Consider the following 14,915-nt stretch of genomic DNA (forward strand, 5'->3'; position numbering starts at 1 on the left):
TATTATATAGTAACAGTAAATTATAAAGAATTATTTTTGTTTAATGAAAAAACTTTTAATTATTGGTCAAGTTTGGCCAGAACCAACATCATCCGCAGCAGGAATTAGAATGATTCAATTAATTGATTGTTTTACTATAAATAATTATAAAATTTATTTTGCAAGTGCAGCAACTAAATCAGAATTTAGTTATGATTTGAAATCCAAAAATATTGAAGAAGTATCTATTCAATTAAATGATAAAAGCTTTGATATTTTAATAAAAGAATTAAATCCTTCTATAGTTATTTTTGACCGCTTTATGACAGAAGAACAATATAGCTGGAGAGTGATTGAAAATTGTCCAAATGCATTAAAAATACTAGATACAGAAGATTTACATTTTTTAAGAAATGCTCGCCAAAATGCATCTAAAAAAAATATTAAATTTACAGATGAACTATTATATTCTGATTTAGCAAAAAGAGAAATTTCTGCAATACTTCGATGTGATTTATCATTAATCATTTCTAAAAAGGAAATGGAAATTTTGATTAGTAAATTTAACATAAATGAAAATATATTATATTATCTTCCTTTTTTAGAAAAGAAAATTAAAGAAAATGATATAAATAATTGGAAAAAATTTAATGATCGAAAGAATTTAATATTTATTGGTAATTTTATTCATGAGCCCAATTACAACTGTGTTTTATATTTAAAAACTAAAATTTGGCCAAAATTACGTAAAAAGCTCCCTAATGTTGAAATGCATATTTATGGAGCTTATGCCACACAAAAAGTTTTACAATTAAATAATCCTAAAGAAAATTTTTATATTAAAGAAAGAGCTCTTGATGCAAAAGAAACAATGAGTAATTATAAAATTTTATTAGCTCCTATTCAATTTGGTGCAGGCTTAAAAGGTAAATTTATAGATGCTATGTTATCTGGAACACCTTCAGTAACAACATCACTTGGATCTGAATCTATGACCGAAAATGGAGAATGGAATGGATTTATAGCTGATGACGATTCTACTTTTATAGAAAAAGTTATTTTACTTTATGAAAACGAAGAAATTTGGCAATCATCACAAAAAACAGGAGTTGACATTCTGAATAAAAATTATAATAAAGAGTTATTTGAATCTAAATTTTTAACTAAAGTTGACTCAATAAAAGAAAATTTAGTTGAACATCGAAATTCAAATTTTATTGGTCAAATTTTGCAATATAATATAAATCAAAGTACAAAATATATGTCTCTTTGGATTGAGGAAAAAAATAAAACCAGTTTTAACTAAAGTTAAAACTGGTTTTATTTTTTACATTTTAATTAGATTAATCAATTTTAAAACTATTTACAATAGCAATAAAATCATTTTTCATTAAATCTTTATTTTCATATTCACAGTATTGTAAAATCTGATAAATATAATCTTTTGTTTCAATCACAGTTTGTAAAAAATAAATTCTGCCTGAATCTTCAACATTTGTTTCAAATTCTGTGTATGCATAATTAAAACCTCGTTCATAAGATATATATGGCTTTTTTATATATGTAAATCCTTCCTGTTGAGTATAAGGTTCAATAGAATTTAAAGTATAATCAATAATATCTAATTTTACATCTGCTAATTTTAGCTCATCCTTATGTTCAAAAATTAAAAAACCATAAGAACTAGGCTTTGGCTCAGTACTCTCAAATTGAATTGTAGCATAATCATTAATACCTATAGTTCGTTTAAAATTTTCTGGCATTATAAGACTGAAAGTCTCTGAACCATATACTTTTTTCTGAGCAGAAATCGTAATACTAACTAATAGATAGCATATAAATAATATTTTTTTCATTAAATTAATTTGAGATACAAATAAAAAAGCCCTGATTATATCAAGGCTATAACGTATTTATTTTATTAAAATTGTTTAATTAGAACAAGATTTATTTTTTAATTCACAAGGTGTTTGTCCTTCAACTATTTTTACACCATCAATATTTTTAATTTTACCAAATCCTCCTGCAACATCAATTAAATTTTCATAACCACGAGCTCGTAAAATAGAAGTAAAAATCATAGAACGATAACCTCCTGCACAATGCACTAAATAAGTTTCTTCTGGATCAATTAATTTCATTGATTCATTTATAAAATCTAAAGGAGCTGATATTGCATTTTCTACATGAGAAGTTGAATATTCTCCTGGTTTTCTAACATCAAGAACCTTCAATTCTGTTTCATCAACTAATTCTACAAATTCTTCAGGAGATATTGATACGATCTCTTCAAAATCTTTTTCTGCATCTAACCAAGACTGAAATCCATTATTTAAATAACCTATTACATTGTCATAACCAACACGAGCTAAACGAATTATAGTTTCTTCTTCCGTTCCTGTTTCTGCTATCAATAAAATTGGTTGTTTTATATCTGTAATTAATGTTCCAACCCAAGGAGCAAAACCTCCATTAATTCCTATGTTTATAGAACCAGGAATAAATCCTTGAGCATAAATTTGAGGATCTCTAACATCTAATATAATAGCGCTTGTTTCTTCAGCAACTTGAATAAGTTCATCTGGAGAAAAAGCATGAGCAGCACGTTCTTTAATCACATCCAAAGACTCTACTCCCATTTTGTTCATCATAACATTTTCAGGAAAATAAAATGGTGGAGGTAATAGACCTGAAGTTAATTCTTTTATAAATTCTTCTTTAGTCATAGAAGGATTTAAAGCGTAATTAACTTCTTTTTGATGTCCTAAAGTATCTGATGTTTCCTTACTCATATTTTTTCCACAAGCCGAACCAGCTCCATGAGCTGGATATACTATAACATCATTATCTAAAGGCATAATCTTTGTATGTAAAGAATCATACATAAGCCCCGCTAATTTATCTTGAGTTAATTCTGAATTTAACTTTTGAGCTAAATCTGGGCGACCTACATCTCCAATGAACAATGTATCTCCAGAAAAAATAGCATATTGTTTACCATTTTCATCTTTCAATAAATAAGTTGTACTTTCCATTGTATGACCAGGAGTATGTAAAGCTGTTATTGTTACATCGCCTAATTGAAAAACTTCATTATCTGTAGCGATATGAGCTTTAAAATTTGGTTCAGCAGTTGGACCATAAACAATCATTGCTCCTGTTTTATTTGCTAAATCTACATGACCAGAAACAAAATCTGCATGAAAGTGAGTTTCAAATATATATTTTATTATTGCTTGATCTTTGGTTGCTTGATCAATATAAGTTTGTGTTTCTCTTAACGGATCAATAATAGCAACTTCGCCATTACTTTCTATATAGTATGCACCTTGTGCAAGACATCCTGTGTAAATTTGTTCAATTTTCATAAAATGAATTTAGGTTATAAAAGTACAAATAATAAAATTCAGAATATTATTTATCCATATAAATCGTTTATTTAAAGTGATAAAAAATTGATAATCAACTTTATTTAACATCAATTTTTTATTAAATTTATTTTTTTATTAAATGAATAAATAACTCTGTATCTTTTCTTGGCTGAATTGAATTATAACATTTTTCCATTCTTTCTATATTAAAATAATGTTTAAAATAATTTTCATATTCATCTTTATTACCTCCATACGGAGGATTTAAGGTATTAAAATTATGATTAAAAAGCAGACCAATTAATTTTCCATTAATTGATAAAAGTTGATGCATTTGATGAACATAAGATCTTCTTAAATTTGGATTTAATGCACAAAAAAATGTTTGTTCTAAAATTAAATCGAATTGTCCTTTTAATGTAAAAAAATCTTGATGAAAAATTTGTATATGATTATTGTTTTTAAATTTTTGTTTTAATTGTTGGGTAACAACTTCAGAAATATCAACCAAAACAATATTTTTAAAACCTTTTTCTAACAAATATTCAGCTTCATAAGCATTACCACAACCTGGAATTAAAATTTTAATATCTTTATTTTGTAGTTGATCAATATATTCCTTTAATGGTCGTGAAGGAGATTTTAAATCCCATTTTATATCATTATTTTGATATTTATAATTCCAAAAATTTTCGTCTAAATTCATATTTATTGAATTATAAATTCTTCTATAAACATAAATATAGCCATGACAATAATAAAATATGCGAATGTTTTTTTAAGAAATTTTATTGGTAAATATTTATTAATATATGTTCCTACAATAATTCCTAACATTGAAATTCCTATAAATACACTCAAAAAATTCCAATCTATTTTTATATGTAAAGCATCTCCAATCAGAAATCCGACCAAAGAATTGATTGCTATAATAACTAAAGAAGTTGCAGAAGCTTTTTTCATATCAAGTTTAGCAACCATAATAAGAGCTGGCACAATAAGAAATCCTCCTCCAGCACCTACCATTCCAGTTAAACTTCCTATCAATAATCCTTGTATAAGTAAAGTGATATTCGATTTAGAAGTAACATTATTAGAGCTATCTTCTTTTCTACCTTTTAACATAGAAATAGCAGCAAAAACCATTAAAAAAGCAAAAAGTCCAAACATTGCCATTCTACGTGTTACAGTAAAATCATTTACTGTAAAAATATCACTAGGTAAAGCTGGAATTAAAAATGCCCTTACTAATGTGATTCCAATTACAGCTGGAATACCAAATTGAATAACAACTTTCCAATCAACCATTTTTTGTATTGCTTGTTTTATTCCTCCTATTAAACCAGTAGAACCAACAATACATAATGAATAAGCCGTTGCAATCCTTTCATCGAAATGAAATATATAAGCTAGAATAGGAACAGCCATAATAGAACCTCCTCCACCAAGAACTCCCATAATAAGCCCGATGAAAAATGCACCTACAAAACCAAAAAATTCTATTATATCCATAAATTCCTATTGTTACAAATCTATAGGAAAAAGAATATATTATTCAATTAAAATATATTGAAATATTGTTGTAAATTAATGTAAATCCTACTAAATCAATAGAGAAAATTATTAATTCTATAAAAAATGCTCTAGGTTTCCCTAGAGCATTTTTTAATTATATTTTATAAACTTCATTAACATTTATTTGAGTTGTAAATAATCCATAATTTACAAAAACTGTATCTTTTTTTATTTTATCAATTGTACCAACAGAAGAAGATCCATGAATTTTAACACGATCACCAACTTTTAAAGCATCAATTTTTTTCTGTGTTGCAACTTTTTCTTTTTTCTCTAAAACTTCTTTTTGTTTAGATATTGTTTCAGAATTTTCTTTCAATTCTCGTTGGACTTCCTTCTCAACAATTTTTTCAATTTTCTTAAGTTGTTGTACTTCTTTCGTTTTCTTCGAATTTTCCATTTCTATCAACTTCAAGAAATTAGAAATCATTTGTTTTTTATTTTTCGACTTCAAATAAGAATCAGCCATATCAGAAATTCGTTCCCCAAGCTTTAGTCGCTTTTGTTCCCTATCATACAATTGTTGAAAATCATAAAGCTTTTGTTGAATTTTTTCATTCGTCTGCTCTAACTTCTCATTATTTTCGATATTAGTTTCACGCAATTCTTCTACATGATCTTTTGTCTTCTGAATCTCAAATTTTTCTTGTTGTAATTTAAGAATTGTTTTATCTAAACTAACTTTCTCACTTTCTACTTTCTTTTTAGCACGATTAATTAATCGAAAAGGAATTTTATTTTTCTCTGCAACCTCAAAAGTAAAAGAACTTCCTGCTTGACCAATTTCTAAACGATAAAGTGGATCTAAAGATTTTTTATCGAACAGCATACAAGCATTGATTGCCTCTGGTAATTGTTCTGCACTAAGTTTTATGTTTGTATAATGAGTTGTAAAAACACCGAAAGAATTACGCTCGTAAAACTCTTCAAAAAATACCTCAGCTAAAGCTCCTCCTAATTCAGGATCAGAACCTGTACCAAATTCATCAACTAACAATAATGTTTTATCATCTGCATTTTTCAAGAAATAAGACATTTGTTTTAGTCTATAACTATAAGTTGACAAATGATTCTCGATTGATTGATTATCTCCAATATCTGTAAATATTTGATCAAAGAAACCGAATTGACTTCCTTCTTTTACAGGAACTAAAATTCCACTTTGAATCATTATTTGAAGTAAACCAATTGTTTTTAAGGTAATTGATTTTCCTCCAGCATTTGGACCAGAAATAATAATTATTCGGCAATCCTCATTAATTTCCAAACTTTGAGGAATTGTCTTTTCTGATTTTCTCTTATTATTTAAAAATAAAACAGGATGAAAAGCATCTACTAATTTTATTATTCTATTTTCAGATAAATTAGGTAAAATTCCATTAATCAAATAAGCATAATTTGCCTTTGCTTGTGTAAAATCTATATATTCTAAAAAAGCTTGATATTCTTCTAATTGTGGTTTATATTCTGCGATTTCAGCTGTAAGATCTAAAAGGATTTGAATAATTAAATGTTTTTCTTCTTCCTTTAGTTCCTCCCATTCTCTGCGAGGATTCTGTACACTTTCTGGTTCTATGAATGTTATAGAGCCTGTTTTAGAAGTTCCTAAAAATTGTCCTTTTACTCTTTTTCTTAGGGCTGATTTTACAGCAAGTACTCTTCTATTTCCTATTACAGATTCTCTAATATCATCTAGATAATCTGCATGATAAGACATTGATTTGTTAAATAATTCTGTAATTCTTCCGTTTAAATGACGTAATCTATCACGAACAATTTTTAATTCTGGACTTGCATCATCTTTTATTTCTCCAAATTTATTGAATACTTGATCAATTAATTTTACTATATTTTTTTCATAAGTAATTGATGATGCTTTCTCAAAAAGTATAGGAACATACTCTACATAAGTCGTAAGATATTTAAATATCTCTTTGACTTGCAATGTATTTGCTTTTATTTTGAAAAATTCTTCTGCTGGTAAATAGTAATTTTCTATTTCCAATCGTTTTAGATTTTCATCTAAAATATAATATTCAGAAAAAGGAACTAGATTTCCTGTTTCCAATGATGTTAAATATTCGTTTGTTGTTTTTAAATCTACAAGTAAATCTTGATGATTTTCATAAGGTTTTAATTGATTAATAAAATCAACAACCTTTTCGGTATGAGCAAATTCTGCGATTTCCTTTTGAATCGCGTTAAATTCTAAATCTTTTAAAGTTTGTTCTGATATTTGCATTAAGGCAAATTTAAGCATAATTTTGGTTTTCAAAAAAGTTAAAGATGATGATGGAAAAGGATAATTCTTGGTATAAATTTTTAGAAAATGAATTTGAAAAAGATTATTTTAAAAATTTAATAAAATTCGTAAATAATGAATACGAAACAAAAGAGATATATCCACCAAAAAAGGAGGTTTACAATGCTTTTAATTCTACACCATTAGAAGATGTAAAAATAGTTCTTATTGGTCAAGATCCTTATCATGGGAAAGGACAAGCTAATGGTTTATCTTTTTCTGTTGCTGATGGTATAAAAATTCCGCCAAGCTTAAGAAATATATATAAAGAATTAAATGATGATTTAAATATAGATATTGCTACTTCTGGAAATTTAGAAAAATGGGCAAAACAAGGTGTTTTATTATTAAATGCAACTTTAACTGTTGAAGCTTCTAATGCAGGTTCTCATCAAAATAAAGGTTGGGAAGAATTCACCGATACTGTTATCGAATTGCTTTCTGAACAAAAAAATAATATTGTTTTTATTTTATGGGGGGCTTATGCACAAAAAAAAGGAGCTAAAATTGATAGATCTAAACACTATGTGATTGAATCTGCCCATCCATCTCCTTTTGCTGCTTACAGAGGTTTCTTTGGAAGTAAACCATTTTCTAAAACAAATACTTTTTTAAAAAGTAAAAATATTAAAGAAATCGATTGGAATATTTAAATTATAATTCTTTAATCTTATCAAGATATTTTTTAAACAACCTCGGATCATTTACATTTATAAATGGAGCATCAGTAGTTATTTTTTTTCTCATATCAGAGTATGTCGCCACAAAAATTGTAGCTTCTGGAGCTAATTTTTTTATTAATTCTAAATATTCCGCCAACATATTCATATCATAATTATCTTCTACGTATGTAAAAATATGTGTGAATTTTACACTTTGCATACATTGTTCGACAGAAGAAAGAGGTTGATCCTCTCCTAACAAGATACCATCTTCACCATTTATTTTTAAATGTAAATAAGCAAAAAATAATTCTATTTCATCGTCTTCATTTTTTGGTAGAAAATATAGCCATTTTCTATCACTTAAATTTACATTTTGCCTTGCTGTAACCATAAAATAATTTAAATTATTCTTAAGCAAGTTTCTTGTATATGATATCACTGCATCCTCTACAGAATATGTTTTAGAAATATTAGAAAGTTCTTTAATAAAAGGGAATACTATCTCAAGACAACAATCTTCTATTCCCATAATTTTAAAACAAATACTTATAATTGTATCAAAAGATTTTTCATCATAAGAAAAACAAACACAAGTAAGTAATCTAATTACTGGTAAATATTTCTTTTTATTCTTTTTTAAGTAATTATGTAATTCAAATTCAACTAAAACTTGTAATTCTGAAGGTGTTTTTGTTGCTAATTTTTCTACTGTGAATTTAGTATTAGATTCTATTAAAAAAGAAGTAAATATGAGTTTTTTTAATTCAAACTTATTAAATACACTTTCTCTATCTATTTTTTCTTCTCTAAATATTTTAAATTTCTTATTCCAAAGAATAATCATTTGAGAACTCAATCCAGAGAATTGAGTCATATGTTTCATAGTATAAATATACATAAGTAGAGGTTTATTTTTTGAGACTGCAAAATTACTAATTTTAATTCTAATATGTTAGATATTTTTTTTTGTCTACTGTTAATCTTTTATTTATAAAAAATAATAAGCATTATTAACAATAATCAATAATGCTTATTATAAAAATATTTAAATTATTTTTAATCTCCCAACATACCTCCTAAAGCAGAATTAACAAATGCTAAAACAACTCCAAATAGTAATGCATACCAGAATCCATCTACATGAAAACTATCTCCCATTATAGCACTTGCTAAAAGAATTATAACAGCTGTAATAACAAAAGAAAACAACCCTAGAGTTAAAAATGTAATTGGAAAACTTAGAAATTCTAATATTGGTTTTATAAAAGCATTTAATAAACCAATTACAATTGCAACTATAATTGCAGAACCATAACCTTTAATAGAAACTCCTGGTAAAATAGATGCTAAACCGAAAACAATTAGTGCTGAAACTAATAAATTAATAATAAATCCCATAATTTTTTATTTTTTAGATTGTTAATACATTATATAGAGCAAATTTTTTGCCAAAAATAATTTAATAAAAAAAGCTCAGAAAATCTGAGCTTTATATATTATTATATTTCATCTTATTAAAAAGGCATTCCTGGAATATTTGGTAAATTATCTTGAGCTGTCTTTTTTGCTTTTTCAATTGCATCGTTTTTAACTTCTTCTAATGCTTTATTTAAAGTCATAACCAACAAATCCTCAATCTCTTCTTTTTCCATTCCATCAGCTAATTCAATATCTTTTATCGTAGCCAATTTAGACATTGTTATTTTTACTTTTCCATCTGTTGAAGTTGTTGTAAAAATTTCACTATCTAATTCATTTTTTAAATCTGAGAATTTTTCTTTAAATGAATTAATTTTCCCCATCATTCCCATGATGTCTCCAAAATTTCCAAACATTATTTTATTTTTAATTATTAATTTATTCGTGTAATTTTTTCCAAATAAGATCTTTCAATTCTTTAATTCCTTTTCCTGAAACAGATGAAATAAATATTGTATCTATATCTTTAGGTAATTGAGCTTTTATTTCTTCTTCTAACTCATCATCTAACATATCAGATTTAGAAATAGCCAAAATCCTTCCTTTATCTAATAATTCAGGATTAAATTTTTGAAGTTCATTCAATAAAATTTTATATTCTTTTGCATAATCTTCAGCATCAGCTGGAATTAAGAATAATAAATTAGAATTTCTTTCTATATGTCTAAGGAATCGATGTCCAAGTCCTTTACCTTCTGCAGCTCCTTCTATTATTCCAGGAATATCTGCCATAATAAATGATTGGTGATTACGATATTCTACAATTCCTAAATTCGGTGTTAAAGTCGTAAATGCATAATCTGCTATTTTTGGTTTTGCAGCAGAAACAGCAGAAAGTAATGTAGATTTTCCTGCATTGGGAAACCCAACAAGACCTACATCAGCTAGTATCTTCAACTCTAATGTAAATTGACCTTCAACTCCATCTAATCCTGGTTGAGCATAACGAGGTGTTTGACGTGTTGCAGAACGAAAATGCCAGTTTCCTAATCCTCCTTTACCTCCTTGAGCAATAATTAACTCTTGTCCATTCTCTGTTATTTCACCAATAACATTTCCTTCTTCATCTTTTGCGATTGTTCCAATTGGAACATCTAAAATTATATCTTCTCCATCAGCTCCAGTAGATCTTGATTTACCACCACGACCACCATTTTGAGCTCTGAAGTGTTTTTTAAAACGAAACTCTAATAAAGTCCATAAATTTGAGTTTCCTAAGAGTGTAATATTTCCTCCTCGTCCTCCATCTCCTCCATCAGGACCTCCTTTATCGATATATTTTTCGCGATGCAAACTTGCTGAACCCGCACCTCCGTGTCCGGCTCTACAATTTATTTTTACGTAGTCAACAAAATTTGATTGCATATTTTTTATTTTTATAATAGTTTGCAAAAGTACAATTTATAAAGATTATAATGAAATCTTATTTATATTTGTTTTCTTTTAGATAAAAATATCTAAAATTTATTTGAAGAAGTTATCGACTTTTACTTCAGAAAGCTGAATAGATGTTGTTGGTATTCCATAAATTATTAGTCGATCTATTAAACCTTCAAGTTGTGAACTATCATTTAATATACATTCTGCTAATAAACAATATTCTCCAGTAGTTCTTTTACAACTAATAATCTCAGGAAACTTATACAAGTCATTTATAAATAATTTAAATTCATCATTCTTAAATTTTAAAAAAATAATCACTTTTAAGCTATAACCTATTTTTTGAAAATCTATATCTACACTAAATTTTTTGATTACTTCATCATCAACTAACTTCGTTATTCGTTCTTTTGTAGCTGATTGCGACAAACCAATTAACCTACCAATTTCTGCATAACTTAATCTCGAATTATCATTTAAAATTTTAAGAATTTTATAATCGTAGTGATCCAAAATTATTTTCATTGTTTCTTGTTTTAAATACAGTTATAATCATTAAAAATACACTTGTTTTATATTAAATCAACTTTAGATATATTTTTTTTTCTTAGAAATTTGAAAAAATATATAATATGAAAAGACTAAAACCTTCAGAAAATGGATTTACTCCATTTGAAAAACAAATTGGACATAATAAGTTTATTCTAGAAAGTTGGAATAATTTAGATGAATCTTTATGGCACAAAACTTCATTAAATCAAAATTTATTAGAACAAATTCGCAGAACATTAGCTTTTGAAAATAAATGTGAATATTGTATGGTTAAAGGAGGTAGACCGAATTATAATCCTAATAATATAAAAGTATCTATAGCTTGTGCTTTTGCAGAATTATTTTGTAAAGACCATTTTTCTATATCTGATAAACATTTCGACATTTTAAAAGAATATTTTACGGATAAAGAAATATCCGAATTATGTACATTTATTGCATTTGTACAGGCATCTCAAAAACTTGGTAAAATTTTTAATTTATCAGAAAATGATCAATTAAATGCAGTTGTAAAATTAAAAGATGTTCTATAGAAAAAAATAAGCTTCCTAGTTAGGAAGCTTATTTTTTTATGCTACATTATTTATATATTCAGCCTCCAAAATTTGATCTACAATTTTTTCAACTTCATCAATATGTTCTTTAACTAATTCATTATTCTTAATCTGCTCAATCTCATAAAATTTCACTGTATTTTTATAGTTATTTAGTTGAGTGTAAAACTTTCTAAGCTTTGCTCTATTAAATATGTGTTCTTCTTTTACATAAATAACGTGTATTTTAGATTTTATATATTGTGTTATCTCTAAAATATCTGTTCTATGTCTAGAAATATCAATTGAATAAAATATTGATTTTAAATAATCATTCTTAGCTTTAGGTTCTTCAATCACCCAATCTTGAGTTTTAGGGCTTGATGCTATAGGAATTATATTTAATACTTTATTTGGAAATAAACAAGCCATTTCCCATGCTATTCCACCTCCTAAATCAGCTCCTATTATAGCAAAAACTTCATTAATTTCTAATTCAAATAAAGTCAACCAAAATAAAACAGCTACATCTCTTGCAGTAATACGATCAAAAGGCAAATAATCATAGTTTATTGACTTTGAAACTTCATTACCAGGTATATCTATAGTAATAACAGTATATTCATTAAGATCAATTGCTTTATTTTTTCCCATAACTCCATCCCAATGATAAGCGCTATCAGAATCTCCTTGTAATGAATGATTAATTAATACAACTGGAGCTGTTCCTAATGGTAAACCAAATACTTGGTAAGTAACTGATACTTTACTTAAAATTGTGTTATCCTCTAATGGCCATACAGGCACTTGTAACTGTTGTAAATTTTGCATAATTATGTAATTTTTGGTTGATGGTAATATTTAAAATTGTTTATAAAAAAAATCCCTATCGATTTCTTCGATAGGGAACTTTACCAATTAAAAAATAAAAATAATTTATTATATTAATGTATAACATTCCCTAGCCTGAACTTACAAACCTGTTGACGAATTGAAATATTAAAATACATTTTTTTCATTTTTTAATTGCTTATACCCCAAATTTATAAAAAATAAATCTACTTTTTCTAAAAAAAATGATAATAATTTGTAAAATTTTCTGTAAATATTCTTTTTATTGTATATTTGCTATGTATTTCGAACCGAAAAGCGGTACCAACCGAGAGTAGTCTCCACGGTGGTAAAATAATACGGGAATCAATCCAAATAAAACGTTTCTCCTTTATTCATCGAAATACAATAATTGTTTAATAAAAATAAATATTTATTGTATGTCACAAAACATTTCAGAATTAAATTTAACATCAATTACAAATGAAAAACTAGTTCATTTCATTAATTACCAATTACCTATTACGAACAAAGATTTAAAAGAGATTCTTTTAAAAGAGTTTAAAAATAGAAATTTAGAATACAGACATCTTTACAACTTTCAGTTAAATGAATTAGATATTAAAAATTCTCTTCATTTAATAGATGATTGCTTATTTGAAAAAAATATTCCCAAACCTCCATTAGTTGGTAATTTTTATCCAATTGTTAGAAGATTAAAAAACTTTTTAATGACAAGTGAAGAATTAAAAGGAAAAAGATTAAAAACCTTTGACTACATATTCGATCAACTTTTTTTAGCAGATGATTTTATTGAAATTATCTCTGAAGATAAAATTCAAGAATTAAATGAAAATGACGTATTTATTACATTCAAAAATAAGTTTCAACAATTTCCTAATCAGAATGTTTTAAAAAGAATTACTTTAAAAAGTTCTATAATAGTAATTGATAAGGATAATTACTATAAAGGTTATAAAAGAATATCTATTCATAAAGATAATTCCGTGATTAAAGAACTTATTTTAGCATAAAAATAAAAGCAATTTATAACTTGGTTATAAATTGCTTTTTTTCTTATATCATACTATTAATTAGATTGAATGATATTTGAAATCGTGATTATTTTTTATTGTTTTAACTGATTCGTAAATCAATTCAATTACATTTTTTACATCTGCCTGATGAACCATCTCTACAGTTGTATGCATATATCTAAGTGGTAAAGAAATAAGTGCTGAAGGCACACCTCCATTACTGTAAGCAAAAGCATCTGTATCCGTTCCTGTTACACGAGAACTAGCCGCTCTTTGAAAAGGTATATTATTTTTTTCTGCCGAATCAATAATTAATTCTCTTAAATTATTCTGTACAGCTGGAGCATAATAAATAACAGGGCCATCTCCACATTTTTGTTCTCCTTCTTTTGACTTTGTAATCATAGGAGTTGTGGTATCATGTGTAACATCTGTAACAATAGCTACATTTGGTTTTATTGTTTGCGTAATCATTTCTGCTCCACGTAAACCTACCTCTTCTTGTACAGCATTAACAATATATAATCCAAAATCCAATTTATCTTTATTCTCAGCAATTTTACGAGCAACTTCAGCAATCATAAAACCTCCCATTCTATTGTCTATTGCTCGACAAACGAAATAACGATCATTTAGTGTAAAAAATTCATCTGGATATGTTATAACACAACCTACATGAATTCCCAATTCTAAAACCTCTTCTTTTGTTGTACATCCTGTATCTATCCAAATTTTATCTGGCGTTGGAGCTTCCTCTTTTGCTCCTTGACGTAAATGAATTGCAGGCCATCCAAAAACACCTTTTACAATTCCTTTTTTAGTATGAATACTAACTATTTTAGATGGAGCTATCATATGATCAGAACCTCCATTTCTAATAACATAAATTAAACCATCATCTGAAATATAATTTACAAACCATGAAATTTCATCTGCATGTGCCTCAATAACAACTTTATATTTAGCTTCTGGATTAATTACTCCATATGCAGAACCATAATTATCTGTTTTTACTTCATCTACATAAGGCTTAATATAATCTATCCATACTTTTTGTCCAGCACTTTCAAATCCTGTTGGTGAAGCTGTATTTAAATATTCCTTTAAAAAATCTAAAGATTGATTATCAAATAAATTATTTTTAGTCATTTTTCTTATATTTTATAACAAATGTACTAATTTTAGGGACAGTTCTCAACAAATTTGAACAC

The 14,915-nt window shown here is 26.5% G+C and carries 16 protein-coding genes and 1 riboswitch; of the genes, 4 read left to right on the forward strand and 12 right to left on the reverse strand.

The genetic code is table 11. The features are described 5' to 3' along the window. Positions 1–43: 43 nt before the first annotated feature. Entirely contained in the window at positions 44–1,285 is a 1,242-nt protein-coding gene (locus RT575_RS12590) for a glycosyltransferase (protein WP_313581313.1), read from the forward strand. Between the two features lie 37 nt (positions 1,286–1,322). On the opposite strand, the gene RT575_RS12595 is transcribed toward RT575_RS12590, so the two are convergent. From RT575_RS12595 to RT575_RS12615, 5 genes are all read right to left on the reverse strand, one after another. Beyond that, entirely contained in the window at positions 1,323–1,835 is a 513-nt protein-coding gene (locus RT575_RS12595; RefSeq protein ID WP_313385720.1) for a hypothetical protein, read from the reverse strand. Positions 1,836–1,910: 75 nt separating this feature from the next. Further along, complete coding sequence (locus tag RT575_RS12600) at positions 1,911–3,347, reverse strand: MBL fold metallo-hydrolase (protein WP_313581315.1); 1,437 nt, start codon at positions 3,345–3,347, stop codon at positions 1,911–1,913. 127 nt (positions 3,348–3,474) lie between these two features. Continuing rightward, complete coding sequence (locus RT575_RS12605; protein WP_313581317.1) at positions 3,475–4,056, reverse strand: methyltransferase domain-containing protein; 582 nt, start codon at positions 4,054–4,056, stop codon at positions 3,475–3,477. A 2-nt stretch (positions 4,057–4,058) separates the two neighbouring features. Then, positions 4,059–4,862 (reverse strand): sulfite exporter TauE/SafE family protein, encoded by an 804-nt coding sequence (locus RT575_RS12610; protein WP_313581319.1) that lies wholly within the window; start codon positions 4,860–4,862, stop codon positions 4,059–4,061. 157 nt (positions 4,863–5,019) lie between these two features. Further along, positions 5,020–7,167, reverse strand: coding sequence for an endonuclease MutS2 (locus RT575_RS12615; RefSeq protein ID WP_409515956.1), 2,148 nt, complete (start codon positions 7,165–7,167; stop codon positions 5,020–5,022). A 47-nt stretch (positions 7,168–7,214) separates the two neighbouring features. Between RT575_RS12615 and RT575_RS12620 the strand changes: the two genes are divergently transcribed. After that, positions 7,215–7,880 (forward strand): uracil-DNA glycosylase, encoded by a 666-nt coding sequence (locus RT575_RS12620; protein WP_409515957.1) that lies wholly within the window; start codon positions 7,215–7,217, stop codon positions 7,878–7,880. A gap of 1 nt (position 7,881) precedes the next feature. Here RT575_RS12620 and RT575_RS12625 read toward each other — a convergent pair whose 3' ends face one another. The 5 genes from RT575_RS12625 to RT575_RS12645 form a co-directional block, all read right to left on the reverse strand. After that, positions 7,882–8,790: a hypothetical protein gene (locus RT575_RS12625; protein ID WP_313581325.1), complete on the reverse strand. Its 909-nt coding sequence runs from the start codon at positions 8,788–8,790 to the stop codon at positions 7,882–7,884. Positions 8,791–8,948: 158 nt separating this feature from the next. Continuing rightward, a complete protein-coding gene (locus tag RT575_RS12630; RefSeq protein WP_313385709.1) occupies positions 8,949–9,290 on the reverse strand; it encodes a phage holin family protein in 342 nt (113 codons plus the stop codon). 116 nt (positions 9,291–9,406) lie between these two features. After that, on the reverse strand, positions 9,407–9,727 hold the full coding sequence (locus RT575_RS12635; RefSeq protein ID WP_313385707.1) for a YbaB/EbfC family nucleoid-associated protein: 321 nt from the start codon (positions 9,725–9,727) through the stop codon (positions 9,407–9,409). A 22-nt stretch (positions 9,728–9,749) separates the two neighbouring features. Continuing rightward, positions 9,750–10,736, reverse strand: a complete 987-nt coding sequence (obgE, locus tag RT575_RS12640; RefSeq protein WP_313385705.1) for a GTPase ObgE — start codon at positions 10,734–10,736, stop codon at positions 9,750–9,752. 99 nt (positions 10,737–10,835) lie between these two features. Beyond that, on the reverse strand, positions 10,836–11,276 hold the full coding sequence (locus RT575_RS12645) for an Lrp/AsnC family transcriptional regulator (protein ID WP_313581327.1): 441 nt from the start codon (positions 11,274–11,276) through the stop codon (positions 10,836–10,838). Between the two features lie 107 nt (positions 11,277–11,383). Between RT575_RS12645 and RT575_RS12650 the strand changes: the two genes are divergently transcribed. Further along, complete coding sequence (locus tag RT575_RS12650) at positions 11,384–11,836, forward strand: carboxymuconolactone decarboxylase family protein (RefSeq protein ID WP_313581329.1); 453 nt, start codon at positions 11,384–11,386, stop codon at positions 11,834–11,836. A gap of 36 nt (positions 11,837–11,872) precedes the next feature. Here the strand turns inward: RT575_RS12650 and RT575_RS12655 are convergent, their stop codons facing one another. Continuing rightward, positions 11,873–12,667 (reverse strand): alpha/beta fold hydrolase, encoded by a 795-nt coding sequence (locus RT575_RS12655; RefSeq protein WP_313385699.1) that lies wholly within the window; start codon positions 12,665–12,667, stop codon positions 11,873–11,875. Between the two features lie 296 nt (positions 12,668–12,963). Further along, positions 12,964–13,056: riboswitch (SAM-I-IV-variant riboswitch) on the forward strand. Between the two features lie 51 nt (positions 13,057–13,107). Between RT575_RS12655 and RT575_RS12660 the strand changes: the two genes are divergently transcribed. Further along, positions 13,108–13,701, forward strand: a complete 594-nt coding sequence (locus RT575_RS12660; RefSeq protein ID WP_313581331.1) for a hypothetical protein — start codon at positions 13,108–13,110, stop codon at positions 13,699–13,701. Positions 13,702–13,761: 60 nt separating this feature from the next. Here the strand turns inward: RT575_RS12660 and RT575_RS12665 are convergent, their stop codons facing one another. After that, positions 13,762–14,853: a M42 family metallopeptidase gene (locus RT575_RS12665; protein WP_313385695.1), complete on the reverse strand. Its 1,092-nt coding sequence runs from the start codon at positions 14,851–14,853 to the stop codon at positions 13,762–13,764. Positions 14,854–14,915 lie beyond the last annotated feature (62 nt).

The organism is Chishuiella sp. (assembly GCF_032109125.1).
In the GTDB taxonomy this organism is placed as follows: Bacteria; Bacteroidota; Bacteroidia; order Flavobacteriales; family Weeksellaceae; genus Empedobacter.